The sequence below is a fragment of the Pseudarthrobacter sp. BRE9 genome, assembly GCF_031844305.1.
GTDB lineage: Bacteria > Actinomycetota > Actinomycetes > Actinomycetales > Micrococcaceae > Arthrobacter.
The window spans coordinates 1-26557 of the sequence record NZ_JAUZUY010000004.1 but is presented as its reverse complement, the minus strand read 5'-3'; the positions used below and the strand labels follow the sequence as shown (position 1 = coordinate 26557).

Below are 26557 nucleotides of genomic sequence, written 5' to 3'. Positions count from 1 at the left end.
GGGTGTGCTGAAGTAGCCCTGCTGGTGAGGGCGATAAAAGTTGGGTGGGTTACTCGCGGCCGCTGAGCTGGAGGACCTGCTTGAAGAGTCCGGAGTGGTCCAGGCCGCCGTCGCCCTGGTTGACGGTGGCGGCGACGAGCTGTGCGACGACGGCACCGAGGGGAACGGCGACGTTGGCTTCGCGGGCGGCGGAGGTGACGATGCCCAGGTCCTTGTGGTGCAGGGCGAGGCGGAAGCCGGGCTCGAAGTTGCGGTCCAGCATCTTCTGGCCCTTCTGGTCCAGGACCTTGGAGCCGGCCAGGCCGCCGCCGAGGACCTTGAGGGCGGCGTCGGTGTCCACGCCGTAGGCCTCCAGGAAGGCGATGGCCTCGCCGAGGACCTCGATGTTGACGGCGACGATCAGCTGGTTGGCTGCCTTGACGGTCTGGCCGGAGCCGGAAGGGCCAACATGGACGATGGTTTTGCCGACGGCGTTCAGGACGTCCGAGGCTGCGTCGAAGTCTGCCTTGTCGCCGCCCACCATGATGGAGAGGACGGCGTCGATGGCGCCCTGTTCGCCGCCGGAGACGGGGGCGTCGAGCGGGCGGATGCCGGCTTCGCGGGCTTCGTCGGAGAGGCGCTTGGCAACGTCGGGGCGGATGCTGGAGGCATCGATCCAGAGGGTGTCCTTTTTGGCGTTGGCGAAGACGCCGTCCTTGCCGCTGACAACACCCTCGACGTCGGGGGAGTCCGGCACCATGGTGATGACGACGTCGGCATCCTTGACGGCGTCAGCGATGCTGGTGGCGCCCTTGCCGCCCTCGGAGACGAGCTTGTCGATCTTGTCCTGGCTGCGGTTGAAGCCGGTGACGGTGTGGCCGGCCTTGACCAGGTTGATGGCCATGGGCAGGCCCATGATTCCGAGTCCGATGACTGCAACGTTGCTCATTGTGTTTCCTTTACTGAAAGTCTGTAGTGGTGCGGGTGGTTACTGGGCAACGCGCTGGCGGATGGCCCAGCTGAAGGCCGTCTCCTGCGGTTCCTTGTACTCGAGGCCGATGTAGCCCTCGTAGCCGAGCTCGCGGCTGCGGGCGATCCATTCGCCGAGCGGGAGGGTGCCGGTTCCGGGTGCTCCGCGGCCGGGGTTGTCGGCAATCTGGATGTGGCCGAAGTCCTTGGCGTGGTTTTCAATGACGGCTTCGACGTCGTCCCCGTTGACGGAGAGGTGGTAGAAGTCGGCGAGGAGCTTGATGTTCCCGACGCCGGCCTCCGCCTTCACGCGGGAGATGACCTTGAGTGCGTCATCAGCGGTGAGGAGCGGGTACTTGGGTGCGCCGCTGACGGGTTCCAGGAGGACCGTGCCGCCGATCCGGGCGACGCCTTCTGCTGCCGCAGCGAGGTTCTTGACCGCGAGTTCGTCCTGCTCTTCGGCGGTGATGCCCTCCTGGCGGTTGCCGTAGAGGGCGTTGAAGGCCTTGCAGCCGAGGCGCTCGCCGATGCCCACGACAACGTCGATGTTGTCCTTGAATTCAGACTCGCGCCCCGTCCAGGCCACCAGGCCGCGGTCGCCGCCGGGCATGTTGCCGGCGTTGAAGTTCAGGCCGGTGAGTTGAACGCCGGCGTCCCTGATGGCGTTCTCGAACGTGGTGATGTCGCTGTCCGCCGGAACCGAGCTTGCGAAGGGCCACCAGAACTCAACGGCGTCAAAGCCTGCTGCTTTTGCAGCAGCGGGGCGCTCGAGCAGGGGAAGCTCCGTGAGGAGGATGGAGCAGTTCACTGTGTACGTCATCGTAGGTCCTTCCGAGGAGGGGCTTTGATCTATCTTCCCTTGCTTCCGGTTGCCTTACCGTTTCCGCTTTGTGGAATTTAGATTCTGCTTTATGAAAAGTGTAGGGAAGGCGGGGTGGGGTAGTCAAGGGGGCCCGAGGGCAGGAGACTGGTATGAGGCACGCCAGCTCAACAGAAATGGATGCGAGCGATCATGACCGGTACCCGTCTGCGTCTTCTGGCCTGGCTCGTTGCCGTGGCCGGATTCCTCACCGCCTGCGTACCGGTGGCAGGCCAGCAGGAGGATTCGACGGCTCCTGGCGCCTCTTCCGCTTCGGCCGCCTCTGGCGCGGCCGCAACTTCCGGGGCGGCCCTACCTGGAGACGCCGTGGCCGGTACTGCCCTCGCTGCGCCGCCGGCTCCCGTCGAGCCGGCGACTCCAACCTCGGAGCCGGTCCCCGCCCAGGCCCCCGTCCCGGCCCCTGCCGCTGCCCCTGTCCCGGCCCCGCAGCCGTTCGCCCTGAACCTGTACCGGGAGGGGGACTTCGTTCCGCAGTACACCTTCGACTGGTGCGTGGGGGCGAGCATCCAGATGGCGCACAACCTCATTGACGACACCGGTGGCGGCACCTGGGCTGACAGGGCGCAGCAGAGCGAGCTGTGGGAGATGGCCCGCGCCCGCTCCTCGGATTCGTTCAACGGTGCCAACCCGTTTGGCTGGGCGCAGGTGCTCACCGAATCGGGAATGGGGCCGTACCGGGTGGTGAGTATTCCGGACTATGGGGAAGCGCTGAAGACGGCTGCCCGCGCCATGGCTGAGTCGGGGCGCCCGGTGGGGCTGGTCATGTGGAGCGGCCGGCACGCCTGGGTGATGAGCGGATTCGAATCCCTCGGCGACCCCCGGCAGTTCGGCGACTTCGCCGTGACCGGCATCAGCGTCCTGGACCCGCTGTACCCTTACGGCAGCGGGCAGTGGGGGCCGTCGCCGGCGCCTAACAGCCTGCTCGCGCCGGAGGAGCTGGCCACGCAGTTCGTGGTGCGTGAGCCCCGCCGCTGGAGCAGCAGCCTGCCCGCGGGGTACCTGCTGGTGCTGCCGGTCGCTGCCTGAACCTGCCGGCGCCGGTCGCGGCAGGCTCCGTGGGATGGCGGCAAGTACCTCCGCGCCTGAAGCGCGGCTGATGCCAAAACGGTTCTCCTTTTGATCCCGTAGTGCTGCGAACGACGACGATGGCGTAAATGCCACACGCGAGATCTTTTGCTGTGATGCTTGACACTCTTCGGAGCGGCGGCCTAAAGTTGGTGCCAAGTCGTTTTGGCAAAACGATTCTTCACCCCAATTACTCTCCGATCCGTCCAAGAGAAAGTGAGTCGACAGCGATGTCCACTCGTAAAAACATCAACAGGCTCGCCACCATCGGCGGTATCTGCACCGCCGTCGCCCTGGTAGCCACTGGCTGCGGCGCAGGGGGCCCGTCCACCACGGGTGGCGCCGGAACCAGCACCGTGAACGTCCTGGTGGAAGCCGGCGGCCACGCAGAACTCACCGGCGTAGCGGAGCAATGCAAAAAGGACGCAGGCGTCGACGTCAATTTCGTCGAACTGCCCTATGACGGCATGTTCAACCGGCTCTCCAGCGAATTTTCCTCCGGCAATGTCTCATTCGACGTCGCGGCCCTGGACTCGGTCTGGCTGCCGAGCTTCAAGGACGCCGTCCAGCCCATCGACGATCTCTTCACGGATGAGGCTAAAAAGGACATCTTCCCGGCACTGGTCAAGGAAGCCAACGTGGACGGCCACTTCATCGGAATGCCGGCCTGGACGAACGCCGAAATCATCCTCTACCGCAAGGACCTCTTCGAGGACGCCAAGAACAAGGCCGAATTCAAGTCAAAATACGGCTACGACCTCGCAGCCCCGACCACCTGGAAGCAGTACCAGGACATCTCGGCGTTCTTTACCAAGGACGGCATGTTCGGCACCGACGTGAAGGGCGGCGTGGAAACCGAATGGCTGGCCCACGTCCTGCAGGCCGGTTCCCCCATGGTCCTGGACGGGGACAAGGTGGTCATTGACAATGCCGCCCATAAGGAAGCCCTGGACTTCTACACCAGCCTGGTCAAGGATGCCCCGTCCGGCGCTGCCCAGGTGGACTGGGCTGCCGCGCAAAACCTGTTCAACCAGGGCAAAACGGCCATGACCCGCTTCTGGGCCCACGCCTACCGCCAGATCCCCAAGGACTCTCCGGTGGCCGGCAAGGTCGGAGCCGCTCCGATGATCGCTGGTTCGGCCGGCGTCGGGGCAGTTCCCGGCCCTTGGTACCTGACCGTACCGAAGGCCACCAAGAACGCTGACGCCGCCAAGAAGTTCGTCAAGTGCGCCTACGACTACAACGACAAGGGCATCGAATCGAGCCTGGGCCTGGCCTCGCGGATTTCAGCGTTCGAGAAGTACCAGGACAAGCCGGGCTACGAGAGCTTCAAGCCGCTGATTGAGACCCTCAGCGGGAAGGCCACCGCCACGCGCCCCGCCACTCAGAAGTGGCAGCAGATCGTGGATACCGTGCTGGTGCCCATGCTGCAGAAGGCCGTTGCCGGCGGCGACTCCGGAACCCTCCTCGCCGATGCCAAGAAGCAGATCGAGGCACTTCTCAAATAAGACCCCCGCGGCCGGCTCCTGGGTAGCCGGTGCCGGCCGCGGCCCCAACAAGCGGAAGAGAAAACCGTGCGTATCTCCGATCGCCGCTTCGCATTGTTCCTGATGACACCAGCGGCGCTGTTCCTGGCAGTTTTTGTGGCATTCCCGCTGTTCCGCCTGGTGGCGGACAGCTTCTTCAAGATCTCCCCGTACGCGGGAGGTCCCCGCGACTTCGTGGGCCTGGATAACTATTTCAGGGCCTTCGCCTCCGACGCCTTCGTCGGTGCGGGGTGGCGGACCCTCGCCTACACACTGGTGGTAGTTACCCTCGAATTCACCCTTGGCCTGGGAATGGCCTCGCTGTTCACCATGCTGGGCCGCAGCTCCCAAATCTGGCGGACCGTCTTCATGTATCCGCTGATGATCGCCCCGATTGTGGCAGGCCTGCTCTGGAAGTTCCTGATGATCGACAACTTCGGCCTCATCGGTACCCTCCTCCACCAGGCAGGCATCCTGTCCAACCCCAACCAGATCGGCTGGCTTTCGGACCCGAGCATCGTGCTCTTCTCCGTGGCCATCCCGGACATCTGGCTGACCACATCGTTTATGTGCCTGGTGCTGTTCGCCGGGCTGCAGAACATCCCCGGCGACCTGATTGAAGCCGCACGCCTGGACGGCGCACGCGCTCCGGCCATGCTGTTCCGCATTATCCTGCCCCTGTTGCGGCCGGTCATCGCCGTGGCCCTGGTGGTCCGTGGAATCGACGCGGCCAGGGCCTTTGACACCATCCTTATCCAAACCAACGGCGGGCCTCAGTCCGCTTCGGAGACCATGAGCCTGCTGATTTACCGGACCATGATCCGGTTCGGTGATCCCGGGCTGGCAAGCGCCATGGGCACCCTCTACCTGCTGGCCATGCTTGCCGTCGCCTTCGCGGCGGTGTCCACCATTTGGCGGCCAGGGAAGGACAACTGATGAGCAGCGCACAAACAGTCAAGTACGACGGCGGCACACCGGCTGCGGCGCCCACCGCACCTGCCGCGGGACGCGCCACCGGGCAACCGCGCAAACGCCGTGGCGTCAACCGGGAAGGCCTCGAGGCCGGCCGGCGCGGCACCAGAACGCTGTTATGGGTCCTCCTTGCAGCGGCGATGGTGCTGTACGGGTTCCCGTTCCTGTACCTGCTCTTCACGTCCTTCAAGACACCGATTGACACCATCGCGGTGCCGCCCACCATCCTGCCCCGGGAGTGGACGCTGGAGAACTACGCCAATGCCCTGGGACGCAGCGGTGTGGTGGCGTCCTTCATCAACAGCATCCAGACGGCAATCATCAGCACGGTGCTGTCCCTGGTGCTGGCGGTTCCGGCCGCGTACGGCATCACCCGGTACAAGACCCTCAGCGGCCGGATCTTCATCATGGCCGCGCTGGTGACCCGCATGGTGCCGCCGGTGGCCATCGGCATCCCGTTGGCATCCATGATGGCCTCGATGGGCCTGGCCGATACCCCCATCGCGCTGTCCATCGCCCACACCACCATCTCGCTGCCGCTCTCGATCTGGCTGATGTCCAGCTTCTTCGAGGCGGTGCCGAAAGACCTGGAGGAGGCTGCAACGGTGGATGGCTGCAGCAGGCTGGGCGCACTGTGGCGGGTGGTGATTCCGGTGGTTTCCGGCGGCATCGCCGTCACCGCGATCTTCGCCTTCCTGGCCTCCTGGAACGAGTTCCTCTTTGCGCTGCTGATGACGGCTATCCGATCCCAGACCACGCCCGTGGTGATCGCGAACTTCCAGACCCAATTTGGCCTGGACTGGGGCTCCATGACGGCGCTGGCCGCCGTGTACTCCATCCCGGTCATCCTCCTCACGCTTCTCTTGCAGCGCAAGATCGTGGCGGGTATGACCCTCGGCGCCGTCAAGGGCTAGATCACAGCAACGAGTAGCCTACTGGTAACCCCCAGGGGCCATCACCAACCATAAGGACGTGGGAGACAGATGAGTAACAAGAACATCGGCATCAAGGACGTGGCCGTGGCCGCCGGCGTCTCAGTGACGACTGTTTCCCACGTTCTCAACGACGTGTCCTATGCCAGGGTGAGTCCGGAAACCCGGAACAAGGTGCGGTCCGCCGCGGAGCAGCTGGGGTACGGGCCCAATCGCCTGGCCCAGGCGCTGCGTACGCAGAGGACCGGCATGCTGGGCCTGGTCAGCGAGGATATTGCCACCACGCCCCACGCCGGCCGGATCATCCTCGGCGCTGATGAGGCCGCCAAAGCACGCGGGTACAACCTCATGATCATCAACACCTCCGGCTCTGCCAGCCTGGAGTCCCGGCAGGCCGACGTCGAGGCCCTCCTGGACCGCCGGGTGGACGGCATCCTGTACGCCACCATGTACCACCGCAATGTGGAGCTGCCGGCCAACCTGGGCAGCGTGCCCTCCGTCCTGGTGGACTCGGTGGCCACGGGCGGAAACATCACCGCCGTGATCCCGGATGAGGAGGGCGGTGCCCGCGCGGCTGTGAGCGCGCTCCTCGAAGCGGGCCACACCCGGGTGGGGTTCATCAATAACACTGATGACGTCCCTGCGACCCGCCAGCGGTTACAGGCCTTCCGGGCCGCCTTGTCTGAAGCAGGGCTCGACGGCGACGCGGCACCCGTCGAATCCGAGGTTTCCGAGGTGCATGGCGGCTATGAAGCGGCCCGCCGCATTTTGGCACGCGCCGACCGGCCCACGGGCCTGTTCTGCTACAACGACCGGATGGCGATGGGTGCCTATCGCGCCGCTGCTGAGCTGGGCCTCTCCATCCCGGCCGACCTGTCGATTGTCGGCTTCGATGACCAGGAACTGATCGCCGCCAACCTTTACCCGGGCCTGACCACCGTGGCCCTGCCTCACTACGAGATGGGTGCCTGGGCCACCGAGCACCTGATCGACGCCGTCGAGGGGAAGACGGACCTTTCCCTCATGGCAATCCACCCGACCATCCTGAGTTGCCCGCTGGTGCGCCGCGATTCCATCGCATCGCCGCCGGAATAAGCAGCGGGCCCCCTTCACTTTCCCCTTCCCACGTCCCAAGAGGAACGCACCAAACATGTCCACCTTCCTTGATGCCGCACACCCGGAAACACCTCCGGCCGGGACCACCAGGTTCCGTCCAGCCGTCCACTTCACGGCAAGGGACACGTGGCTGAACGATCCCAACGGCCTGGTTTTCCACGACGGCCTGTACCACCTCTTCTTCCAAAACAACCCGTACGGCAACGTCTGGGGCAACATGTCCTGGGGCCACGCCACCTCCAGTGACCTTCTGCACTGGACCGAACACCCCGTGGCGATTCCGTGCGACGAGACAGAGGACATCTTTTCGGGGAGCGTGGTGGTGGACCACGGTAACACCTCCGGTTTCGGTAGGGCGGACGCACCCGCCCTCGTCGCCATTTACACGAGTGCCTACAAAACCGCTTCAGAACACAGCGGCACACAGGCCCAGTCGCTGGCCTACAGCACGAACGGTGGAATGACGTGGCGCAAATACGAAGGAAATCCCGTCCTCAGCAGAAACTCCCCGCACTTCCGTGATCCCAAGGTCTTCCGTTACGAAGGGAACCAAGGGGCCTGCTGGGTCATGGTCGCCGTCGAAGCGCAGCACCAAAAGGTGGTCTTCTACCGATCGGAAGACCTCAGGTCCTGGGACTTCCTGAGCGAATTCGGCCCGGCCAACGCCGACGCCGGTGAATGGGAGTGCCCGGACCTCTTTCCACTGCCGGTGGACGGGGACCCGGACAACATTAGGTGGGTCCTGATCGTGAACGTCAACCCCGGCGCAGTGGCGGGAGGTTCCGGGGGCCAGTACTTCGTGGGCGATTTCGACGGCGTCCGGTTCGTCCCGGAGCCCGGTTCACTCGTGGCGCCTGCCGGGCTAAGCTCTTTCGCCGACCCCGAGGCGCGCTCGGCAGCCTTGCGACAGTGCCTGTGGCTGGACTGGGGACGCGACTGCTACGCCTCCGTGTCCTTCAGCGGCGCCTCTGACGGCCGCCGCATCATCATCGGGTGGATGAACAACTGGGACTACGCGAACGAGCTGCCCACCGCCCCCTGGCGGTCCTCGATGACCCTGGCCCGGGAACTGCGCCTCACCGCAGTCGATGGCTCCGCCCGCCTGGTCCAGCAACCGGTCCTGCCCGAGCCACATGGACGGGAAGAACCGCCCGCCGCAGCAGGGATAAGCACGGCAGGCCCCTTTGAGCTGCGGAATGAAGCCCTCCGACTGCAGGATGCGGTACCCGGCAGAGCCCAAATCATCGAGGCGGAGATCCTGGCCGGAACCGCCGACCGGATTGCATTCCGGATCTTCGGAAGCAGCGACGGGACCGCGGGCACCATCCTCAGCTACAACCCTGCGACTGCCCAACTCAGCCTTGACCGCAGACAGTCAGGAAACATCGGCTTCCACGGCAAGTTTGCTTCGATCGAGTCAGCCCCGCTGGTCCTCGAGGACGGCCTCCTTAAGCTGCAGATCGTCGTCGACCATTGCTCTGTGGAGGTCTTTGCGCAGGGCGGCAAGGTGGTCCTGACGGACCTCGTCTTCCCTGAAGCGGAACACCTGCACACCTGGCTGTCAGCTCAGGGAGGCCCGGCAACAGTGCTGAACCTCGCGGTCTCCACCCTTACCTAACGAAAGGCCCGAAGATGTCAACATCCCAGCACCCCTTCGGTGATCCCGCACCGGGCACCGGTGCGGAAGAAGCCATGTCCGGCAACAACTACTACGACGTGACGTCCTGGCCCGTCGGCAACCCGGCCAAGGACGTCGGGGAGGTCATCAACAGCATCATCGCGGACATCAAGGAAAGGCAGGCGGCCACCGATGTGGACAATGGCGGAAAGCCGGGCGCGGTGATCTACCTGCCGCCGGGGGACTACCACCTCCGCACGCAGGTGGTGATCGACATCAGCTTCCTGAGGATCGAGGGCTCGGGGCACGGCTTTACGTCGTCGAGCATCCGTTTCAACGTTCCCGAAGACGAATGGCCCGACCTGCACGAACTGTGGCCCGGAGGCAGCCGGATCCTCAACGACATTCCCGTCGAGGCCAACATGGAGGAAGCCAAGGGAGCCGCGTTCTACATCGAGCGAAGCGGCAGTCCACGGATCAGCTCGGTGGAATTCTCCAACTTCTGCATCGACGGACTGCACTTCGTCCCGGACGGCTCGGAACTGCATCCCGAGAACACCTATGTCAACGGCAAGACCGGCATCTTTGTGGCCAGCGCCAATGACTCCTTCCGCATCAACGGCATGGGGTTTGTCTATCTCGAGAACGCCCTCACCATCCACAACGCGGACGCACTGTCCATCCACGACAACTTCATCGCCGAATGCGGAAGCTGCATCGGGCTGCGCGGGTGGGGGCAGGCATCAAAGATCACCGACAACCTGATCGGGGCAGGGTTTAAGGGCCATTCGATCTACGCCCAGAACCATGGCGGGCTCCTGATCACCGCGAACAACGTCTTTCCCCGCGGAGCCAGCAGCGTCCACCTTGAGGGTGTGACGCGGTCAAGCGTCAGCAATAACAGGCTGCATTCGTTCTATCCCGGGATGGTGGTCCTGGCAGCAAACAGTTCCGAAAACCTGGTGGCCACCAACCATTTCCTGCGGGACCACGAACCCTGGACGCCGTTCCTGGGAATCGACAACGGACGGGACGACCTCGACGGGCTGCTCTGCGTCAACGGAAACAACAACTCCGTCATCGGCAACCACTTCTCCGAGGTCATCGACTCGCAGACCATCCGGCCGGCAGGTGCCACGCCGGTCATCATCCGGCTGATGGAGGGAACCGGCAACTTTGTCTCCAACAACCACGTGGTGGCCCTGGACGTCAATGCCACGTCAAGTGACTCCTGTTTCGAGGCCCAGGTGGACGCCCTGCTGACCACTGGCGCTGCTGGCGGCCTTGCCGTTACGGCCGTCAAGGTTGACCCGGGATCAGCCCGGAACACGATCCTTGATTCTGGAACCGAAGCCCAGGTGATCGCAGACCGGGAAGTCAACGCCGTCAGGGCCACACCCGCGATTTAGGGCGTCCCCTGCTGGGTACTTCCAGGGGGCAGTGACCAAGCAGTCCGCCCACCCGAAGGAGTCCCGGCATGATCGTCCCCAACGTCGCAGAGGGTGTTCACCTATTGACGCACGCCAACGTCAACTGTTACGTGATCGAGGATGACCACGGCGTGACCCTGGTGGACGCCGGTTTGCCCAGCATGTGGCCCATGCTCACGCAGCTCCTGGAGGAACGGAACAGGCGCCCGCAGGACGTCAAGGCCCTGGTCCTCACGCACGGCCACTTCGACCACGTCGGGTTCGCCCTGAGGGCACACCGGCAGTGGGGGATTCCGGTGCTGGTGCATCAAGCGGACGCCAACCTGGCAGCACATCCCTACCGCTACAAGTCGCAGCGCAACCGCTTCCTCTACCCCTTCACGCACCCAAAATCGCTGCCGCTGCTCGGCAGCATGGCAGTGGCAGGCGCCCTGGCCGTCAAAGGCATCTCCGACACACGGCCGCTGGGCACCGGGGTGGCGGACGCACTGACGGGCCGTCCCGCCGTCGTCCATACTCCCGGCCACACGGACGGGCACTGCATCCTCCACCTTCCGGACCGGGGCGTCCTCCTCACCGGGGACGCGATGGTGACCCTGGATCCCTATACGGGCGTGGCCGGACCCCAGATCGTGGCCTCCGCCGCCACCAAGGACACCGGGCAGGCGCTGGCATCGCTGGACGCAATTGCCGCAACGGGGGCCACCACGTTGCTCCCGGGCCACGGCGAGCCCTGGAAGCAGGGGGCGGAGGCGGCAGTTCGCGAGGCGCTGAAAATCGGCGCGCACTGACCAGGAATCTGCTGCACATCGGCATGAAAAAAACGTCCCCGGCGCAGCACCACGCGCCGGGGACGTTCGTCGGGTAGGGAACTAGTGCGTCAGGTCCTTGCCCTTGGTCTCGGGGATGGTGAACACGAACACCGCGCTGACCACCAGCAGCAGCACCGCGTACACGTTGAACACCTGCGGCGCGCCCAGCGAGGTTCCCAGCCATTGCTGCAGGTAAGGGGCGGTGCCTCCGAACACGGCCACGCAGATGGAGTAGGGGACACCCACGCCTACGGTTCGGATGGATGTCGGGAACAGCTCGGCGTAAACCGCGGGGACAATGGCGGCGCTCGCGGCGATGAAGACCAGCATCACGGACATGCTGACCGCCAGCTGCCAGGCGGAATCCTTCAGCAGCCAGGTCATGGGGAAGTGCATGACCGCCGAACCGATGGCGCCGGCCCAGAGGACTTTCTTGCGCCCGATGCGGTCCGACAGCTTTCCCCACACCGGCAGCGCGGCAATGAACACGATATTGGCAATGACACCGGCCCACAGCGCCTCGCCGCGGTCGATCTTCAGGGCAGTGGTGGCGTAGCTCGGCGCCACGACGCCCCAAATGTAGTAGATCACCGTGAGGCCCACCGTCAGGCCAATGACCTGCAGTGCCTGCTTGCGGTAGCGGACGATCTGCGGCCAGATCGGGGCCCGCTTTTCGGTGACCGCTTCGCCCTGGAAGGCTTCGGTTTCGTGCAGCCGCGACCGCATGATCAGTGCGTACAGGCCCATGGCGGCGCCGATCAGGAACGGGATCCGCCAGCCCCACGCGTTCATCGCCTCGGTGCTCAGGCTCATGTTCAGGACAGCGCCCAGCAGGGTGCCGAAGAGGATGCCCACGGTCCCTGACGTGTAGATCAGGGTGGCCCAGAAGCCGCGGTGCTCCTTGGGCGCCATCTCGGACAGGTACGTTTGCGACGACGGCAGCTCACCGCCGTGCGCCAGGCCCTGCACCAGCCGGGCCACCAGGAGCATCAGGGAAGCGAACGCCCCGACGCTGGCAAACGTGGGAGCGACGCCGATCATCAGGCTGCCCAGCGAGGCGAGGCCGACGGCGAGCGTCATCGACGTCTTGCGGCCCACCCGGTCGCCGATCCAGCCGAAGAGGAAGCCGCCGAAGGGCCGGGCCACGAAGCCGACGGCGAAGATCGCCAGGGTGGACAGGACGGCCGACGCGGGATCCGCCTTGCTGAACAACTGGCTGGCGATGAACGGGGTAAACGTGGCGTAGATGGCCCAGTCGTACCACTCAACGGCGTTGCCGATGCCGGTGCCGATGACGGTCTTGGCGGTGGACATGCGTCCAGTCTGTGGCTTGGTTGATGCAACGGACATGGTTTTCTTCCTGGTCGGTTGGGTCTGTAGGAATGCCGGCGGAACTGCTGCCGGCCTAGGAGGCCTGCGAAAGTGCGGCGAGCCGGGAGATGGCGAGCTCCGCATAGAGGGCGGCCCCGTCAGCCAGCACCCCATCGTCGAACGTTGCATACGGTGAGTGGTTGAACGGAGAGGTTGCCGGGTCACCACCCGGGGCCACGGCGCTGAGCCCAACGAACGTGCCGGGCACCTCCGCGAGGATACGGGAGAAGTCTTCCGAGCCGCTGAGGGGAGTGGCCCAGCGCGAGAGGCGGCGCTCGCCGAAGAGCTCCGTGATCACGTTTTCGGCGGTGTGGGTTTCGTCCTCGTCGGTGATGGTGAGGGGGTATTCCTGCAGGTAGTCGACGGCGGCCTCCACCCCGTGCGCGGCCGCGATTCCCTTGAGCAGGCGCGGCACAGCCTCCATCATCTTCAGCCGCGAGGCTTCGGAGAACGTCCGGATGGTGGCCTCGATGCGGGCCGACTCGGGAATGACGTTCCGCTTGGTGCCGGCATGGAGTACACCCACTGACAGGACCACGGGGTCGAACATGTTGAACTGCCGGGTGACCATCACCTGCAGGGCCGTCACCATCTCCGCGGCCACCGTGACGGGATCCTTCGCCGAGTGCGGCGCCGAGCCGTGGCCGCCGGCGCCGAGCACCGTGACTTCCAGGCCGTCGGAGGCGCTGAGCATGACGCCGGGCTTGGTGCAGAAAGTGCCGTGCGGCTCGAGCGAGGAGAACACATGCATGCCGTAGGCCGCCTGGACCCGGGTTCCGGCGGCGTCAAGGACGCCCTCGCGGAGCATGTAGCTGGCGCCGTCGAAGCCTTCCTCGCCAGGCTGGAACATGAGGACGACGTCGCCACGGAGCTGGTGCCTTTTCTCTGCAAGGAGGGTGGCGGCGCCGGCGAGCATGGAAGTGTGCAGGTCATGGCCGCAGGCATGCATGGCACCGTCAGCCTGGGAGGTGAAGGCCACTCCGGTCTTCTCCTGGACAGGCAACCCATCCATGTCGGCACGAAGCAGGACGGCAGGTCGGCCGGTGCTGTCCCCGGCAGTGTTCCCCTGCTCACCGGCACCCGGATGGCCGCCGCGCAGGACCGCGGTGACCGACGTCGTCTCCTTCCCCAGCGTGATCTCGTAGGGAAGTCCGTCCAATGCCTGCAGGACCCGTTCCTGGGTGCGGGGGAGGTGGAGGCCGATTTCCGGCTTCCGGTGCAGGTCGTGGCGGAGCCGCGTCAGGTCTTCCTGCAGGTCCTTGGCATCGTCGGTTATGGGCACGTGTCACTCCTTGGAAATGGGCATCAGGGCTTGTGGACTATTCTGAAGTGGCGTGGTTCACATTCTCTGAAAGGCCTGCAATTATTCACATCAGGCCCCCTTTGGGCAGGATTGATGCAAAAGCAAAGGAAGCGCCATGGAGCTCAGCGAGGACGATCTTGCCCTGATCCAGGTGCTGCAGGCCGCGCCCCGCCTGGGCTGGGCCGATGCAGCAAAGGTGCTGGATGTGCATGCCACCACGCTGGCAGCCCGCTGGGAGCGGCTTACCGCCAGCGGCGCCGCGTGGGTGACGGCGCACCTGGCGGGCGATCCAAAGCAGATGCTCCTGGCCTACGTAGCGGTGGACTGCGAGATGAACCGGCGGGACAGTGTCACGGCGGAACTGGCAGCTGTTCCGGAGATCATCACGGTGGAGGAGGCGGCCAGCAACCGCGACCTGATGTTGACAGTCATTACCCGTTCACTGGAGGAGTTCAGCGACAAGGTCATCACCCGGCTCAAGGCTGTTGAGGGGCTCACGAAATACCAGGTGGCCCTGTGCACCCGGCTGCACAGCAGTGGCGACGACTGGCGGCTGAATGTCCTGAGCCGGTCACAGTTGGCCATGCTCCGCACGCTCGCCGCCCCGCCCGGTCCGGATTCCGTGCAGTCGGCCCAGCTTCCCCAGAGCCACCTTGACCTGCTGCCGTTCCTGGCCAGGGACGGCCGCGCGACAGCGGCGGACATCGCCCGCAACCTCGGCCGGCATCCAGCAACCGTGCAGCGCCAGTTGAACCGGGTGCTGGCAAGCGGCATCCTGTCGTTCCGCTGCGAAATTGCCCAGCGGTATTCGTCGTTCCCGGTCACCTGCCAGTGGTTCGTGAACGTCCCGGCGGGACAGCACGAGGCAGCTGCCGCCGGAATCCGCACCATCAGCAATGTCCGGCTGAGCGCCTCCACCACGGGGCCCACCAACTTCGTCATCATCATGTGGTTGCACACACTGGCGGACGTCATGTCGGCCGAGCTGGCGCTGCAGCAGAAGGTGCCCGGCATCGAGATTGTGGAAAGCGCGGTGATGCTGCGGACGGTCAAGCGCGTGGGCTGGATGCTGAAGGAAGACACGACGGCGAGTGGCGCCGTCGTGCATGCCGGAAGCCTGGGTGCCGCGGAATGAGCGGGGCAAAGTGGAGAGCCAGCGGGCCCTGCCCCTGGCTCTCCAGTGGTTATGCGGATTAAGCGGACCGTAAAGGGTTACCTCCAGTCATTGTCCACTTCCACTACGGCGCTTTTCTCCCAATCAGTCCAGTCGGACCAGTGTCCGCCGTGCTCCACCCGGAAAGAGACGAGCTGGTAGACGTCGCGGTCATGGTTGCCGACATCGACACAGTAGTGAATAGTCCTTGCGTCGTCATGGTGGTCGAACTCCACGGTGACCAGCCTTTTAACGATGAGGTCGTCGTTGTGATGGGAACCCCGCTCGTCCTCATAGATCCGCTGGCGGATCTCGACGGTCTTTTCGCCGTTGCAGTCGACCTTAAAACTGAAGTCGGCGTCGTCGCCGTGCAGGTCCTTTGGATCCAGCGGATCGACCGTGCAGCCGTACCCGCTGGTTTCTGCCTGTGCCGGTGCAGCCATTGCCACGGACGCCCCAAACAGGCCCATTGAAACAACCGGTACCAGGGCGACTTTTGCCCGGGTTGAGCGGCTTACTGAAGTTTTGGACATTTTCTTTTCTTGCTCCTCAAGGGTGCGATTCACCTTTGCGGGCAGCCTGAAGCCGTCACATATTGAGCATCTTCGCTGATACAGCATGGCGGCACTGCCCGCCCCATTTAACAGCCAGCCCGGAAATGCGGGCGGCTTCGACTCCGGACCCTTCCGCTTCGCTGTGAGTGGTGATCCGGTCGCTTAATCCTCCGCCTGGGTCCAAAGCTTCGCTAGGGGGAGGGCTACCCTGCTTGCGCAGAGATTTCAAGAGCCCGCCATGGTATGGCCGTCCGCCGTCGCCGTTGTCCGATCCGTGCAGCACACTGTCCCTATGACATTTGCCAATGTGGGAGTACTTGGAACAAAGCCCGGCCAGCGCGATGCCCTTGTGGCCATCCTGCTCCGCCCCAATCCTGGGATGAAGGAAGCCGGATGCTTGCTCTACGAAGTGGGCGTCAACGACGACATGCCGGACACCGTCTTTGTTTCCGAACTGTGGGAATCGGCGGAGGCGCACCAGGCATCGCTGCAGCTGGAGAGCACGCGGGCCGCAATCGCCGAGGCGATGCCCTTGCTGTCCGGGGAGATGGGAGGCCACCGGTTCACGGTGCTGGGGTCCCCGTTGCGCTGACCGTTTCCACTGGAATTCCGGCCCAGCACTGTTGCCCCACCCCATCCCGGGCTATGCTCTCGGGCATCGACTGGACACGTGGAAACAGGGTAAGGGGACACACATGAAGCCACTGCCTGCACTTGAGCTTGTCACCCGTTTTGAGGATGCCGAATGGCTTGACCCGCTGGCCAAGAGCGTCCGGAAAATCGTCAGGAAGGTCATCAAACCGCAGTGGGCCCGCGATGTCCTGCATGGCGTTCCCATTGGCCACCCCGTGCACCCCCTTGCAGTGCAGGTACCCATCGGCGCCTGGCTGTCGGCCGGTGTCCTTGACGCCGTTCCCGGTGGTGAGAAAGCCGCAAGGGTGTTGATCGGCGTGGGCGCCACCAGTGTGATTCCCGCGGCGCTGGCCGGGTTCACCGACTGGACGCAACTGCACCAGCAGCAGCAGAGGGTGGGCCTGGTGCATGCGGCGGCCAATGTCACCGCTACGAGCCTCTACATTGCATCGTTGGTCCAGCGCGCAAGGGGCAGCCAGGGCAGCGGCAAGGTACTTGCGTATCTGGGGCTCGCCACCGTGAGCGCCGGCGGCTTCCTTGGCGGGCACCTTACATACCGCCAGGCCGCAGGAGTCAACCACAGCGAGGACATCCCGCACCGCTTCCCGTCCGGCTGGCACCCGCTGGCGCCGTTGGCCGAACTGCCCGAGGGCGGCCTCCACAAGCGCGACGTGGCTGGTATTCCGCTGCTGGTCCACCGTGAGGGTGACACCGTCAACGTGCTGTCCGACGTCTGCAGCCACCTTTCCGGACCGCTGCACGAAGGCAAGATCAAGGACGTAGGCGGGGACGCGTGCGTCGTCTGCCCCTGGCACCGGAGCACGTTCTCGCTCCAAACGGGCGAAGTCCAGGCCGGTCCTGCCACCTCCCGGCAGCCGGTTTTTGAGACGCGCGTCAGCGGGGAACTTGTGGAAGTATGCCTGCCCGGCGCTGACTGATTCCTATACCCCTTGGGCTGGCCGCCCGGGCCCGGTCATCCACTTGCCGCGCCGCAGCACGCCGTCCAATTCCAGGTCCCTGTCAACGACGACGACGTCTGCCCGTATTCCCGGCCGCAAATCGCCCGCCTCCGATGACAACCCAAGGACCGCGGCGGGAACGGCGCTTGCCGCCAGAACTGCATCCTGGAGTGAAACGCCTGCCGCCAGGGTGGTGCGGACAACGTCCAGCAACGTCGCGGTTCCACCGGCGATGGCACGGGTGTTGTCCACCCTGGCCACGCCCTGGTCCACCGTAACGGGCAGGGTACCCAGCCGGTACTGGCCGTCCTGCAGGCCGGTGGCCGCCATGGAGTCTGTGACCAATGCGATGTTTTCCGCCCCGACCAGGTCGAAAACCAGTTTGACCGTCTCGGGGGCGAGGTGGACGCCGTCGGCGATCAGTTCAACAACCGCGTTGCCGCCGCGGGCCGCCCCAAGGCTCGCCGCAACAGGACCGGGCGAGCGGTGGTGCAGGCCGGGCATGGCGTTGAAAAGATGGGTGACCGTGGGCCGGAACCGACCTGTCGAATTCGCCCGATCCCCGAGTCCGGAAGAGGCGTGTTCCAGGAATTCGGCGGCAGCATGATGGTCCGCGGCCGTGTGCCCCAGTGAGGGGATGACCCCACGGGGCGCCAGCAGGTCCACAAGCGCACGGGCGCCGGGAAGTTCGGCCGCCAGAGTCATGGACGCCAGCGAGGAACCGGCTGCTTCGAGTAGTTCGGCCATTAGGCGGGCGTCGGGTTCAAGCAGCAGTGCGGGGTCGTGAGCCCCGCACTGCGCCGAGGCGAGGAAGGGACCCTCCAGATGGGAGCCGGCAATCAGCCCCTCCTCCACTAATCCCCGCAGCACCGTGAGGTTTCTGAGGAGATGTTCAGGCGATCCGGTCACCAGGCTGGCCAGCAGCGTGGTGGTTCCCCGGCTGTGCAGGTAGCGGGCAGCGGCTCGGGCGCCATCGGCCGACCCCTCCGAGAAGTCCGATCCCAGCGCTCCGTGGCAGTGCAGGTCCACGAGGCCGGGCAGCAAAATCCGCCCGGTGTCGGCAGGAAGTGCCAGCGCGGGGAACCCGGGTCCCGCCGCAAATTCCGAGTGCGCATACTCCGCCGCCGGACCCGCGAAGGTGATGCGGCCGCCGTCGACCGCCACGATGCCATCGGCAACGTCCATGCTTCCGGTGACGATGCGCCCACGAAGCATCAATGTGCCGTCCATGGTTCCCTGCCTCCCGTTCCCAGTGCCGCTGCCATTTGGGCTGCGAGGACCGGGTCCGCGGCATCAGCCCGTTCGGCGGCCAAGCCACTTTCCGGACGCGGCCGGGCGGACGTGTGCACGGCATGGACGCCGGCCGCGAGAAGCCTCGGTACCAACTGAAGCGTCACCCCGCCGCCGGCCATGATCTGTAACGACGGCGCGTGCTTGCGTCCCAGCTCCACCAGCTCGCCCAGCACACTGAGGCCGGAGGCACAGTCCGCCCTGCCGCCACTGGTGAGGACCCGGTTTACGCCCGCCGATTCCAACCGGCCCAGTGCTTCGGCAGGATCAACGCCAGCGGCGAGGGCGGCGTCGAACGCCCGGTGGAACGTGACCTCCGCGGAGGGCTTGTGCCGCCGTGCGGCTTCGGCGAACCGGCGGATGGCAGGAACGTCCGGTCCGCCGTCAGCGGCCAGCACGCCGACCACTACGCCGGCGGCGCCGGCCTCCATGGAGGCACTGACGTCACGTTCGATGACATCCAGTTCGTCACTGGAATAGCTGAAGTTGCCGGGCCGTGGCCGCACCAGGACATGGACGGGGAGGCCAGCCCGGCAGGCCTGTTCCATCATGCCGATGCTCGGCGTGATGCCCTCGGTCTCTGCCAGGGCTGCGCAGAGTTCAACGCGGGCGGCGCCGACGGCGGCAGCAAGCCGCACGCCGTCGGTGTTCTCCACCGCGAGCTCCAGCTGTGGCGTACGGACGGCCGTGGTGGCATCGCCCGCGTTCACAGCCCCTGCCAAGCCGGCTTCCGCCCGAACGTGTCCTGGTAGTACTCCCGGTGTGCCAGCCTGGATGCCGCAGCCTCGTCCACCAGGACAGATACGTGTGGGTGCAGCTGCAGCGCAGAGGCGGGGCAGAGGGCAGCTACAGGACCTTCGACGGCGGCCGCGATGGCCTCCGCCTTGGCCTCGCCCATGGCAAGGAGCAGCAGGTGCCGGGCCTCGCGGATGGTGCCAAGGCCCTGGGTCAGGACATGCTCCGGAACCTCTGAGGGATCACCAAAAAAGCGGGCGTTGTCCTCCCGCGTCTGCCGCGTGAGGGTCTTGATGCGGGTACGCGAACCAAGGGAGGACATCGGCTCGTTGAACCCCACATGGCCGTCGGTCCCGATGCCCAGGATCTGGATATCCACTCCGCCCGCGGCCGCGATCGCGGCCTCGTACCGGGCAACCTCAGCTTCGAGGTCCTCCGCCATGCCGTCAAGGCCGTGGACCGCGTCGGGAACGAAGTCGACATTGGCGGTGAACTCGTCCCGGATCACTGAGTGGTAGGACTGCGGATGCGTGCTGGGCAGGCCCACATACTCATCGAGGAGGAAGGCCTCCGCTCCGGCGAAGCTCAAACCGCCATTCCGATGCCGCCTGATCAGTTCCTGGTAGGTGCCCAGGGGAGTTGAACCGGTGGCCAGGCCAAGGACTGAGGGGCCGCTGCGGACCTGCTGCTCGATGGCGTCCGCGGCCGTGCGGGCCACGTCGGCAGGGGCGGGAAGAATGACGATTTCCATAGGGGTGCTTTCGGTTGCGGGTCGCTAAAGGGCAGTGATGGTCGGTTCTTACTTCGCCGCTTCGGTCTCCACGGTGACCTCGTCATCCTCGCGGCCGGGGGTGCGCAGGTTCCAGCGCTTGATCACGAAGGAGAAGAGGAAGTAGTAGATCGCCGCGTAGCCCAGCCCGATGGGGATGAGCAGCCAGCCGTTCTGTGATTTGCCGAAGTTGAGGACAAAGTCGATCAGGCCTGCAGAGAACGTGAACCCGTGATGGATGCCCAGCGCGTTGACCAGGGCCATGGACGTTCCGGTCAGGGCTGCGTGGACGATGTAGAGCGGGAAAGCCACGAACATGAAGGAGTACTCAAGCGGCTCGGTGATGCCGGTGAAGAACGCGGTCAGAGCGGTGGAGAGCATGATGCCGCCCACGATCTTCTTCTGCGAGGGCTTGGCGTGGCGCCAGATGGCGAGTGCTGCTGCCGGCAGGCCGAACATCATGATGGGGAAGAATCCGGTCATGAAGATGCCCGCGCTGGGGTCGCCGGCGAAGAAACGGTTGAGGTCACCGCGGACCAGGTGGCCCGAGGCATCGGTGTAGTCGCCGATGAGGAACCAGACGCCGGAGTTCAGGATGTGGTGCAGTCCGGCGGGGATGAGCATGCGGTTGGCGAAGCCGTAGATGCCGCCGCCGGCTACGGCGTTGCTGGCCACGGCCTGGCCCACTGCGGAAAGTCCTGCGTTGAAGAGCGGGTAGGCGAGGGCAAGGACGACGCCGGCTATCAGGCTGGTGACGGAGGTCAGGATGGGCACCAACCGGCGGCCGCTGAAGAATCCGAGGAAGTCGGGCAGTTTGGTGCGGTAGAACCGCTGCCACAGCGATGCGGAGAGCAGGCCCACCACGATGCCGGCGAGGACGCCGTAGTTGATCATCGCGGGCTTTCCGGCCGGGTCGACCTGTCCGGCCAGGACCAGCGGGGACATGGCCTTGAAAACGCCGTCGATCACCATGTAGCCCACCACAGCGGCCAAAGCAGTGGAACCATCGGCCTTCTTGGCCCAGCCGATGGCAATGCCCACTGCGAAAATGAGCGGCAGCCAGGTGAAAACGGCATTTCCGGCTGCGGAGATGACGGCGGCGCCGCCCTCGAATCCAGGTATGGCGCCGAGCAGGTCGGCCTGGCCGATGCGCAGGAGGATGCCTGCGGCGGGAAGAACAGCGATGGGCAGCATCAGGGTGCGGCCCAGGCGCTGCAGGGTGGCAAACACCTTGTTTGGCTTCTTCTCGGGAGCCAAAGCGGCGGTCTCGGATGTTGACATGGTTGCACCTCTGTGGGTTCGGGTGGGGCTTGTGAAGGAGGGGTTACAGCCGGTACTGTCTGGTTATGACCAGTTCAGTGTGATCCATCCCACGAGTTCCTGTCAAGACGTTGGGAAATCCTGCCGGACCCATTCAAAAGACCGGCGATGGAAGCCATAATTGGTCGCACTTGGGCCGCCGGCCCCGGTGAGGAAGCAGTGCTCCGAGTGGGCACCATCAGAAAGGGCAGCCATGTCCAAAGCAGAAAAGATCATTGAAGGCCTGGGCGGAGCCGGCAACATCGTGGAGATTGAGGCCTGCATTACCCGCCTCCGCACTGAGGTCAAGGATGGTTCCCTCGTGAATGAGGCCTCCCTGAAAGCCGCCGGAGCCCACGGCGTGCTGGCCTCCGGCACGGCCGTCCAAGTCATCGTTGGGCCCGAGGCTGACACCCTCGCCGAAGACATCGAGGACCTCCTCTAGTGGCGCAGCACCTCGTGGTCCTCGCGCCCCTCGCCGGCAGAGTGGTTCCCCTCGCCGAAGTCCCGGATCCTGTGTTCGCGGGCCAGATGGTGGGCTCCGGCGCGGCCGTCGAGCCGCCGGCAGGAGAGATGTTCGACGTCGTATCCCCGGTGGCGGGAAAGGTCATCAAGCTGCTGCCGCATGCTTTTGTGGTGGTTGGGTCCTCAGGGCGCGGCGTCCTCACCCATGTGGGCATCGATACGGTCAAGCTCAAGGGTGAAGGCTTCAAGCTGCTCATCGCCCAAGGCGACACTGTCGACGCCGGCGCCCCCGTCATGCGCGTGGATCCCGCCGCGGCCCTCGCGGCCGGGTACTCGATGGTGAGTCCCGTCGTCGTCCTCGACACCAAGCCGGATACGGCAACGCTGATTGGAACCGGCACCGTCGCCGCGGGCCAGGAGCTGTTCTCGCTTGACTAACGGGCGGAGGGGCTAGAGCCGGACTTCCATGTTCAGCGAATAACGGTCGGAGCGGTACCACGAGCGTGAATGCTCGATGGCCAGGTGGCCGGAATAGGAAACGCGGTCGAACGCCAGGACCGGCGCCCCTGTTCCCGTGCCGAGGAGCGCCCCGACGTCTGCCGGGGCGCCCTCGGACTTGACGCTCTGCCGGGCCCTGTCGATCTGGTGCCCGAATTGGGCGGCGAGGGCCTTGTAAACAGATCCGGTCAGGTCGATATCCAGCAGCCCCGGTGCGTGCTCGGGGTTGTACCAGGCATCGTCAACACTGACCGGGCGGCCATCCGCCAGCCGGAGGCGCTTGAGGTGGATAGCCTCCGAGCCCGGGGCAAGGCTGAGTGCCTCGGCCGTATCATCCGGGGCCGCGGCGGCCTCCGCCACCAGCACCACCGTGCTGGGAACGTGTCCCATGGACTCCATCTCTTGCGTGAAGGAGGCCAGGTGCAGGGTCGACTGTACCGGTGAGTCCGCCACAAATGTGCCCTTGGCCGGAACCCGGACCAGGTGCCCCTCGTTGACCAGCCGGCCGATGGCGGCGCGGACCGTGATGCGGCTGACGCCGTACGAGTCCATGAGGGTTCGCTCGCTGGGGAGCCGGGCGCCGGGCTCCAGTTCCTCCTTGGCCAGCTTGAGGATGATCAGCCGCAACTGCTCATGCTTGGGGACCTGCGTGTTGTTGATGGCCGTTCCCGCCGCGCCGGCGGTGCTGCTTGTGGCGGACAAAACAGGCCCCTCCTGATCATGGAGCGGTCCGGTACGGACCACCTGTTTGGATTATTCCACAGGCACGCGACCTCGCGGGGCGGGCACGGCCACCCGCGTTGCCGGCAGGCGTCGTCAGGCGACAAGCTCGGCGTCGGGAGCTACGGCGGCGCGCTTCGTCCCCTTGGTGCGCAGGGCGAGCATGAGCGCAGCACCCAGCAGTGCGGGCGCCGCGAAGGCGATGGCAGCTACGGGGACGCCGCCGCCGAAGCTGACCAGCAGGGCGCCGTAGGTTGGGCCGGCGATGGCCCCGATGCGTCCCACGGCAAGAGCCCACCCGAGACCGGTGGCACGGGTGGCGGCAGGGTAGAACTGTGCGATGTAGTCGTTGACCATGTTCTGCGTCCCCAGTCCACCAAAACCTGCGACGGCGGCGAGTACCGTCATGAGCGCGGCAGGCGGGTTGGCGGACATCAGGAGCAGGGCGGCTGCGGCGCTGACGAAGCCCACCACAACCAGCGGCCGCGGCCCGAACTTCTGGCTGGCAACGGATGCCAGGACAGTGCCCACCACGGCACCCACCGAGTACGCCAGCAGGAATGACACAGAGGATCCGACGCCGAATCCGGCAGTGCGCATGATCTGCGGCAGCCAGGTACTGACCCCAAAGATGGTCAACAGGCTCAGGACCGTAATGGCCCACAAAAGGACGGTGGTTCCACCGGTTCCATTGGCGAAAAGGGCGCGGGTGGGAGAGACGTGCACGGCTGGGGCCGGGACATCTGCGGTGCGGGGCAGGCCGTAAGCGTTTTCGATCCTGTCCGCTTCCGCTGTCCGGGATTGGGTCCGCAGGAACGACGGCGACTCCGGCAGCAGGAACCAAGCGAAGGGTACGATCAGCAGCCCGGCCGCTCCAAGCGCGTACACCGGGCGGAAACCACTGGACTCCAGTACAGCGAGGGACGTCAGTGAAGCTGCAACCGTGCCCGTCGCCGGGCCGGTGAGCACAGCGCCAAGGACCAGCGACTTCTTCCCGGGCGGGGCGAACTCATTGGTGAGGGCCACCGCCGTCGGAAGCAAACCTCCGACGCCGAAGCAGGCGACGAAGCGGAACGCTGCGAAGAGTTCCCAGCTGGGCGCCATGGCGCAGGCGAGCATGGCCAACGAAAACAGTGCCAAAGCGCCTACAAAGATCCGACGGCGGCCAAGCCGGTCCGTGAGCGCACCCACGATTAGTGAGCCGAGCAGCATCCCCACCAGTGCCAGGGAGCCCACGGCGCCGGCCGCGGCAGGCGTGACATTGAAGGGCGGCTGTCCGATCAGGGCGGGCAGGGTGGCGCCGTAAACGTAGAGGTCGTAGCCGTCGGCAAGCAGGCCAAGCCAGCAAAGCACGAAGATTCCGGCCAGGGACTTGCTGGGGGCATTGGAGTTCATCATTGATTCCAATCGGGTCAAGGGACGCTGGCTGAATGCCTGCGGGACGTCCATCAGCTTCGCCCCGGGCGGCAGCCCTGTGGGACGTCTTTTCACTGGGTGAAAATCCTCTTTGTGGCGTAACGCACACAGCCCAAGCTTGAGGAAGGCAACGGATGGAGGCGGACAATGGCCGGAGCGGGCAGGGCAGCAGCAGCCGCGCCCTCAGACGGCGGCCCCGCGCTTCCGGGCAAGCCCGTACTGGTGCGGGCTCTGAGCCTGCTTGCCCAGTTTACGGAACAGCGCCGGGCCCTGAGTTTATCTGAACTGTCCCGCCAGGCTGGCCTGGCCCCGGCCACGGCACTGCGGCTGGTGAGTCACCTGACGGAGTGGGGCGCACTGGAGCGCCTCGAGGACGGCCGCTACGTGGTCGGGGTGCGCCTGTGGGAAATCGCCTCGCTCTCGCCGCGGGGTCATGGCGTGCGGCAGATCGCCCTGCCATACCTTGAGGATCTTTACGAGGTCACGCGGCATCACGTGTTACTTGCCGTCCGCGAAGGCAGGGACGCGGTCCTGATCGACCGGCTCTCTTCCCGCACCGCGACTGAGGTGGCTTACAGGGTTGGAGGCCGCATGCCCCTGCCGACTACCGCCGTCGGACAGGTCCTGCTTGCCCATGCCGGTCCGGAACTGCTGCTGGAGCTGCTTTCCCAGCCGCCGGTACCCCAGGCATTCCCAAGCGGTGTTCCGGATTCCGGCACCCCTCCGGCGGCACGGCTTCGCGGTGCGCTGGCGAACGTCAGGCAATCCGGCGTCGCTGTAGTCCGCCGGGACCATCCGTCCCGCACGGTCTCCGTTGCCGCACCCATCCATGCAGCTGACAGCGGCGTGGTTGCTGCGCTGTCCATTGTGGTCCCAGATGCGCAGACGCCGGCGCATGAGCTGGTGCCGCTGGTCCGGGCCGCCGCGCGTGCCATTTCCCGGAGCCTTGGCCACCAGGCGAAAGCAAGCGGAGCGTGGCGGCACCCGCAGCCGCTGGAGCCGCTCGACCTCGGAAACTTCCCCGCCTGACCCCGCCGCAGCCCAGTCTGACCCGCGCCCACCTCCTGAACCATCCGCCAGTTTTGAAACCGTTCTGTTATTTCCGTCCCCGCCCTTCACCCTTTACGCTTAGAACTACTAAGCATGCTGTCTATTTCGGAGGGTGAACCTGATGAGAAAAGTTTCTGCGCTTGGAGTGGTGACTGCAGCGATGCTGGCCTTGGCCGGCTGCACGGGAGGTGGCGGCGGTACCGCCAGCCCGTCAGGCACGGCAACCACTGCGTCCGCTTCGGCCAGCCCAACCGCAAACGCCAAAGTGTATTCGGAGGATGAGCTCCGCAACCTCATCTCGGGCATGAAGGACGCTGACGGGAACGAACTCAAGCTTTACTCCAAGGAACAGGTTGACCAGGGCGGAAACATCGCCAACCTGCTGATGAGCACGGCAACCATCGATCCCAAGGACTGCAAGGACATCGCCACCGCCGGCCTGCTGGACAAGGTGGAAAGCGGCGACGTGGCCGTGGCGCTCTCCGAGGGCAACCAGCCGCGCTCGCTGTCCGCCCAGTCCGGCAGCGAGGGCCCTGACGCCGTGAAGACGCTGAACGACATCAGCGGCAAGATGAACCAGTGCGCCAAGTTCTCCGTCTCCGCCCTGGGCCAGAAGTACGACGTTTCCAGCCAGGAGCTGAAGGCGGACACTGACGCCGACAAGACCTTCGCCACCGTCAGCACCCGCAGCGGCGACAACCAGCAGAAGCTGATGCAGGTTTCCGCTGCCGAAGGCCGCCTGCTGGTGGTTGCCACCAAGAGCGGCACGGACCTGGGCGACAAGGACCAGAAGGAGCTTGAAGACCTCATCAACGACGTGTTGAAGAAGGCCGAAAGCGGTGCAACGTCAAGCCCCACCTCCACCAGCTCGGCCGGTTCAGCCAGCACGTCCTCGCCGAGCGGTTCGGCCTCGTCCACCGCCTCGTCCACCTCTTCGGCGACGATGTCCGCGGGCAGCGGCTCCTCGTCGTCGGCCTCTCCCACGGCCTCGCGGTAGCGGCACCCGCTCCGGAATATTGAAAAGGGGCGGAAAACCAACGGAA

Annotated in this window: 26 protein-coding genes; 15 read left to right on the top strand and 11 right to left on the bottom strand. The window is 65.3% G+C overall.

Translation table 11 applies throughout. The features are described from left to right. Nucleotides 1-49 precede the first annotated feature (49 nt). The gene (locus tag Q9R31_RS09870) at nt 50-928 is read right to left on the bottom strand and encodes a 2-hydroxy-3-oxopropionate reductase (protein ID WP_311262552.1); all 879 of its coding nucleotides are present in this window, start codon (nt 926-928) and stop codon (nt 50-52) included. Between the two features lie 39 nt (nt 929-967). After that, nucleotides 968-1768, bottom strand: coding sequence for a TIM barrel protein (locus Q9R31_RS09865; protein ID WP_311262551.1), 801 nt, complete (start codon nt 1766-1768; stop codon nt 968-970). A gap of 192 nt (nt 1769-1960) precedes the next feature. On the opposite strand from Q9R31_RS09865, the gene Q9R31_RS09860 reads away from it, so the two are divergent. The 8 genes from Q9R31_RS09860 (at nt 1961) to Q9R31_RS09825 (ending at nt 11278) form a co-directional block, all read left to right on the top strand. Further along, nucleotides 1961-2854, top strand: a complete 894-nt coding sequence (locus Q9R31_RS09860; protein ID WP_311262550.1) for a hypothetical protein — start codon at nt 1961-1963, stop codon at nt 2852-2854. A gap of 269 nt (nt 2855-3123) precedes the next feature. Then, nucleotides 3124-4401 (top strand): sugar ABC transporter substrate-binding protein, encoded by a 1278-nt coding sequence (locus tag Q9R31_RS09855; protein WP_311262549.1) that lies wholly within the window; start codon nt 3124-3126, stop codon nt 4399-4401. A 66-nt stretch (nt 4402-4467) separates the two neighbouring features. Further along, on the top strand, nt 4468-5355 hold the full coding sequence (locus tag Q9R31_RS09850; protein WP_311262548.1) for a sugar ABC transporter permease: 888 nt from the start codon (nt 4468-4470) through the stop codon (nt 5353-5355). Further along, nucleotides 5355-6305: a carbohydrate ABC transporter permease gene (locus tag Q9R31_RS09845; protein WP_311262547.1), complete on the top strand. Its 951-nt coding sequence runs from the start codon at nt 5355-5357 to the stop codon at nt 6303-6305. Before Q9R31_RS09850 ends, Q9R31_RS09845 begins: the two co-directional genes overlap by 1 nt. A gap of 69 nt (nt 6306-6374) precedes the next feature. Then, nucleotides 6375-7418 carry a LacI family DNA-binding transcriptional regulator gene (locus Q9R31_RS09840; RefSeq protein WP_311262546.1) on the top strand — a complete coding sequence of 348 codons (1044 nt, stop codon included), beginning with the start codon at nt 6375-6377 and terminating at the stop codon, nt 7416-7418. A gap of 55 nt (nt 7419-7473) precedes the next feature. Continuing rightward, nucleotides 7474-9057, top strand: a complete 1584-nt coding sequence (locus Q9R31_RS09835) for a glycoside hydrolase family 32 protein (RefSeq protein WP_311262545.1) — start codon at nt 7474-7476, stop codon at nt 9055-9057. Between the two features lie 74 nt (nt 9058-9131). Then, a complete protein-coding gene (locus tag Q9R31_RS09830; RefSeq protein WP_311262785.1) occupies nt 9132-10466 on the top strand; it encodes a NosD domain-containing protein in 1335 nt (444 codons plus the stop codon). Between the two features lie 68 nt (nt 10467-10534). Next, complete coding sequence (locus Q9R31_RS09825; RefSeq protein WP_311262544.1) at nt 10535-11278, top strand: MBL fold metallo-hydrolase; 744 nt, start codon at nt 10535-10537, stop codon at nt 11276-11278. Nucleotides 11279-11359: 81 nt separating this feature from the next. On the opposite strand, the gene Q9R31_RS09820 is transcribed toward Q9R31_RS09825, so the two are convergent. Next, the gene (locus tag Q9R31_RS09820; protein WP_397428228.1) at nt 11360-12613 is read right to left on the bottom strand and encodes an MFS transporter; all 1254 of its coding nucleotides are present in this window, start codon (nt 12611-12613) and stop codon (nt 11360-11362) included. 91 nt (nt 12614-12704) lie between these two features. Next, complete coding sequence (locus Q9R31_RS09815; protein WP_311262542.1) at nt 12705-13952, bottom strand: M20 family metallopeptidase; 1248 nt, start codon at nt 13950-13952, stop codon at nt 12705-12707. Nucleotides 13953-14088: 136 nt separating this feature from the next. On the opposite strand from Q9R31_RS09815, the gene Q9R31_RS09810 reads away from it, so the two are divergent. Continuing rightward, nucleotides 14089-15108 (top strand): Lrp/AsnC family transcriptional regulator, encoded by a 1020-nt coding sequence (locus Q9R31_RS09810; protein ID WP_311262541.1) that lies wholly within the window; start codon nt 14089-14091, stop codon nt 15106-15108. Nucleotides 15109-15185: 77 nt separating this feature from the next. Here Q9R31_RS09810 and Q9R31_RS09805 read toward each other — a convergent pair whose 3' ends face one another. Then, complete coding sequence (locus Q9R31_RS09805; protein WP_311262540.1) at nt 15186-15659, bottom strand: hypothetical protein; 474 nt, start codon at nt 15657-15659, stop codon at nt 15186-15188. A gap of 313 nt (nt 15660-15972) precedes the next feature. Here Q9R31_RS09805 and Q9R31_RS09800 point away from each other — a divergent pair, with 313 nt between their 5' ends. Continuing rightward, nucleotides 15973-16272 carry a putative quinol monooxygenase gene (locus Q9R31_RS09800; protein WP_311262539.1) on the top strand — a complete coding sequence of 100 codons (300 nt, stop codon included), beginning with the start codon at nt 15973-15975 and terminating at the stop codon, nt 16270-16272. 103 nt (nt 16273-16375) lie between these two features. Continuing rightward, nucleotides 16376-17251 carry a Rieske 2Fe-2S domain-containing protein gene (locus Q9R31_RS09795; RefSeq protein ID WP_311262538.1) on the top strand — a complete coding sequence of 292 codons (876 nt, stop codon included), beginning with the start codon at nt 16376-16378 and terminating at the stop codon, nt 17249-17251. 3 nt (nt 17252-17254) lie between these two features. On the opposite strand, the gene Q9R31_RS09790 is transcribed toward Q9R31_RS09795, so the two are convergent. From Q9R31_RS09790 to Q9R31_RS09775, 4 genes are read right to left on the bottom strand one after another with little or no spacing between them, the layout of a single operon-like run. Further along, nucleotides 17255-18502, bottom strand: coding sequence for an amidohydrolase family protein (locus Q9R31_RS09790; protein ID WP_311262537.1), 1248 nt, complete (start codon nt 18500-18502; stop codon nt 17255-17257). Then, entirely contained in the window at nt 18487-19272 is a 786-nt protein-coding gene (locus Q9R31_RS09785; protein ID WP_311262536.1) for a copper homeostasis protein CutC, read from the bottom strand. The genes Q9R31_RS09790 and Q9R31_RS09785 overlap by 16 nt, the downstream gene beginning before the upstream one ends. Next, nucleotides 19269-20048 (bottom strand): glucosamine-6-phosphate deaminase, encoded by a 780-nt coding sequence (gene nagB / locus Q9R31_RS09780; RefSeq protein ID WP_311262535.1) that lies wholly within the window; start codon nt 20046-20048, stop codon nt 19269-19271. The genes Q9R31_RS09785 and nagB overlap by 4 nt, the downstream gene beginning before the upstream one ends. A gap of 48 nt (nt 20049-20096) precedes the next feature. Further along, nucleotides 20097-21347, bottom strand: a complete 1251-nt coding sequence (locus Q9R31_RS09775) for a PTS transporter subunit EIIC (RefSeq protein ID WP_311262534.1) — start codon at nt 21345-21347, stop codon at nt 20097-20099. 232 nt (nt 21348-21579) lie between these two features. Here Q9R31_RS09775 and Q9R31_RS09770 point away from each other — a divergent pair, with 232 nt between their 5' ends. After that, a complete protein-coding gene (locus tag Q9R31_RS09770; RefSeq protein WP_050053469.1) occupies nt 21580-21810 on the top strand; it encodes a glucose PTS transporter subunit EIIB in 231 nt (76 codons plus the stop codon). After that, nucleotides 21810-22268, top strand: a complete 459-nt coding sequence (locus tag Q9R31_RS09765; RefSeq protein WP_311262533.1) for a glucose PTS transporter subunit IIA — start codon at nt 21810-21812, stop codon at nt 22266-22268. The genes Q9R31_RS09770 and Q9R31_RS09765 overlap by 1 nt, the downstream gene beginning before the upstream one ends. A gap of 12 nt (nt 22269-22280) precedes the next feature. Here Q9R31_RS09765 and Q9R31_RS09760 read toward each other — a convergent pair whose 3' ends face one another. Then, nucleotides 22281-23030 (bottom strand): GntR family transcriptional regulator, encoded by a 750-nt coding sequence (locus Q9R31_RS09760; RefSeq protein ID WP_311262532.1) that lies wholly within the window; start codon nt 23028-23030, stop codon nt 22281-22283. A 114-nt stretch (nt 23031-23144) separates the two neighbouring features. Beyond that, nucleotides 23145-24443, bottom strand: coding sequence for an MFS transporter (locus Q9R31_RS09755; protein WP_311262531.1), 1299 nt, complete (start codon nt 24441-24443; stop codon nt 23145-23147). Nucleotides 24444-24611: 168 nt separating this feature from the next. On the opposite strand from Q9R31_RS09755, the gene Q9R31_RS09750 reads away from it, so the two are divergent. Both Q9R31_RS09750 and Q9R31_RS09745 read left to right on the top strand, forming a co-directional pair. Then, a complete protein-coding gene (locus Q9R31_RS09750; protein WP_311262530.1) occupies nt 24612-25493 on the top strand; it encodes an IclR family transcriptional regulator in 882 nt (293 codons plus the stop codon). A gap of 142 nt (nt 25494-25635) precedes the next feature. Continuing rightward, the gene (locus Q9R31_RS09745) at nt 25636-26511 is read left to right on the top strand and encodes a hypothetical protein (protein WP_311262529.1); all 876 of its coding nucleotides are present in this window, start codon (nt 25636-25638) and stop codon (nt 26509-26511) included. Nucleotides 26512-26557 lie beyond the last annotated feature (46 nt).

Bases quoted from the DNA above. Each gene is read 5' to 3' on its own strand.
- Q9R31_RS09870 (WP_311262552.1), bottom strand. From the start codon at position 928: ATGAGCAACGTTGCAGTCATCGGACTCGGAATCATGGGCCTGCCCATG.
- Q9R31_RS09865 (WP_311262551.1), bottom strand. From the start codon at position 1,768: ATGACGTACACAGTGAACTGCTCCATCCTCCTCACGGAGCTTCCCCTG.
- Q9R31_RS09860 (WP_311262550.1), top strand. From the start codon at position 1,961: ATGACCGGTACCCGTCTGCGTCTTCTGGCCTGGCTCGTTGCCGTGGCC.
- Q9R31_RS09855 (WP_311262549.1), top strand. From the start codon at position 3,124: ATGTCCACTCGTAAAAACATCAACAGGCTCGCCACCATCGGCGGTATC.
- Q9R31_RS09845 (WP_311262547.1), top strand. From the start codon at position 5,355: ATGAGCAGCGCACAAACAGTCAAGTACGACGGCGGCACACCGGCTGCG.
- Q9R31_RS09840 (WP_311262546.1), top strand. From the start codon at position 6,375: ATGAGTAACAAGAACATCGGCATCAAGGACGTGGCCGTGGCCGCCGGC.
- Q9R31_RS09835 (WP_311262545.1), top strand. From the start codon at position 7,474: ATGTCCACCTTCCTTGATGCCGCACACCCGGAAACACCTCCGGCCGGG.
- Q9R31_RS09830 (WP_311262785.1), top strand. From the start codon at position 9,132: ATGTCCGGCAACAACTACTACGACGTGACGTCCTGGCCCGTCGGCAAC.
- Q9R31_RS09825 (WP_311262544.1), top strand. From the start codon at position 10,535: ATGATCGTCCCCAACGTCGCAGAGGGTGTTCACCTATTGACGCACGCC.
- Q9R31_RS09820 (WP_397428228.1), bottom strand. From the start codon at position 12,613: ATGTCCACCGCCAAGACCGTCATCGGCACCGGCATCGGCAACGCCGTT.
- Q9R31_RS09810 (WP_311262541.1), top strand. From the start codon at position 14,089: ATGGAGCTCAGCGAGGACGATCTTGCCCTGATCCAGGTGCTGCAGGCC.
- Q9R31_RS09805 (WP_311262540.1), bottom strand. From the start codon at position 15,659: ATGTCCAAAACTTCAGTAAGCCGCTCAACCCGGGCAAAAGTCGCCCTG.
- Q9R31_RS09800 (WP_311262539.1), top strand. From the start codon at position 15,973: ATGACATTTGCCAATGTGGGAGTACTTGGAACAAAGCCCGGCCAGCGC.
- Q9R31_RS09795 (WP_311262538.1), top strand. From the start codon at position 16,376: ATGAAGCCACTGCCTGCACTTGAGCTTGTCACCCGTTTTGAGGATGCC.
- Q9R31_RS09790 (WP_311262537.1), bottom strand. From the start codon at position 18,502: ATGGACGGCACATTGATGCTTCGTGGGCGCATCGTCACCGGAAGCATG.
- nagB (WP_311262535.1), bottom strand. From the start codon at position 20,048: ATGGAAATCGTCATTCTTCCCGCCCCTGCCGACGTGGCCCGCACGGCC.
- Q9R31_RS09775 (WP_311262534.1), bottom strand. From the start codon at position 21,347: ATGTCAACATCCGAGACCGCCGCTTTGGCTCCCGAGAAGAAGCCAAAC.
- Q9R31_RS09770 (WP_050053469.1), top strand. From the start codon at position 21,580: ATGTCCAAAGCAGAAAAGATCATTGAAGGCCTGGGCGGAGCCGGCAAC.
- Q9R31_RS09755 (WP_311262531.1), bottom strand. From the start codon at position 24,443: ATGAACTCCAATGCCCCCAGCAAGTCCCTGGCCGGAATCTTCGTGCTT.
- Q9R31_RS09750 (WP_311262530.1), top strand. From the start codon at position 24,612: ATGGCCGGAGCGGGCAGGGCAGCAGCAGCCGCGCCCTCAGACGGCGGC.
- Q9R31_RS09745 (WP_311262529.1), top strand. From the start codon at position 25,636: ATGAGAAAAGTTTCTGCGCTTGGAGTGGTGACTGCAGCGATGCTGGCC.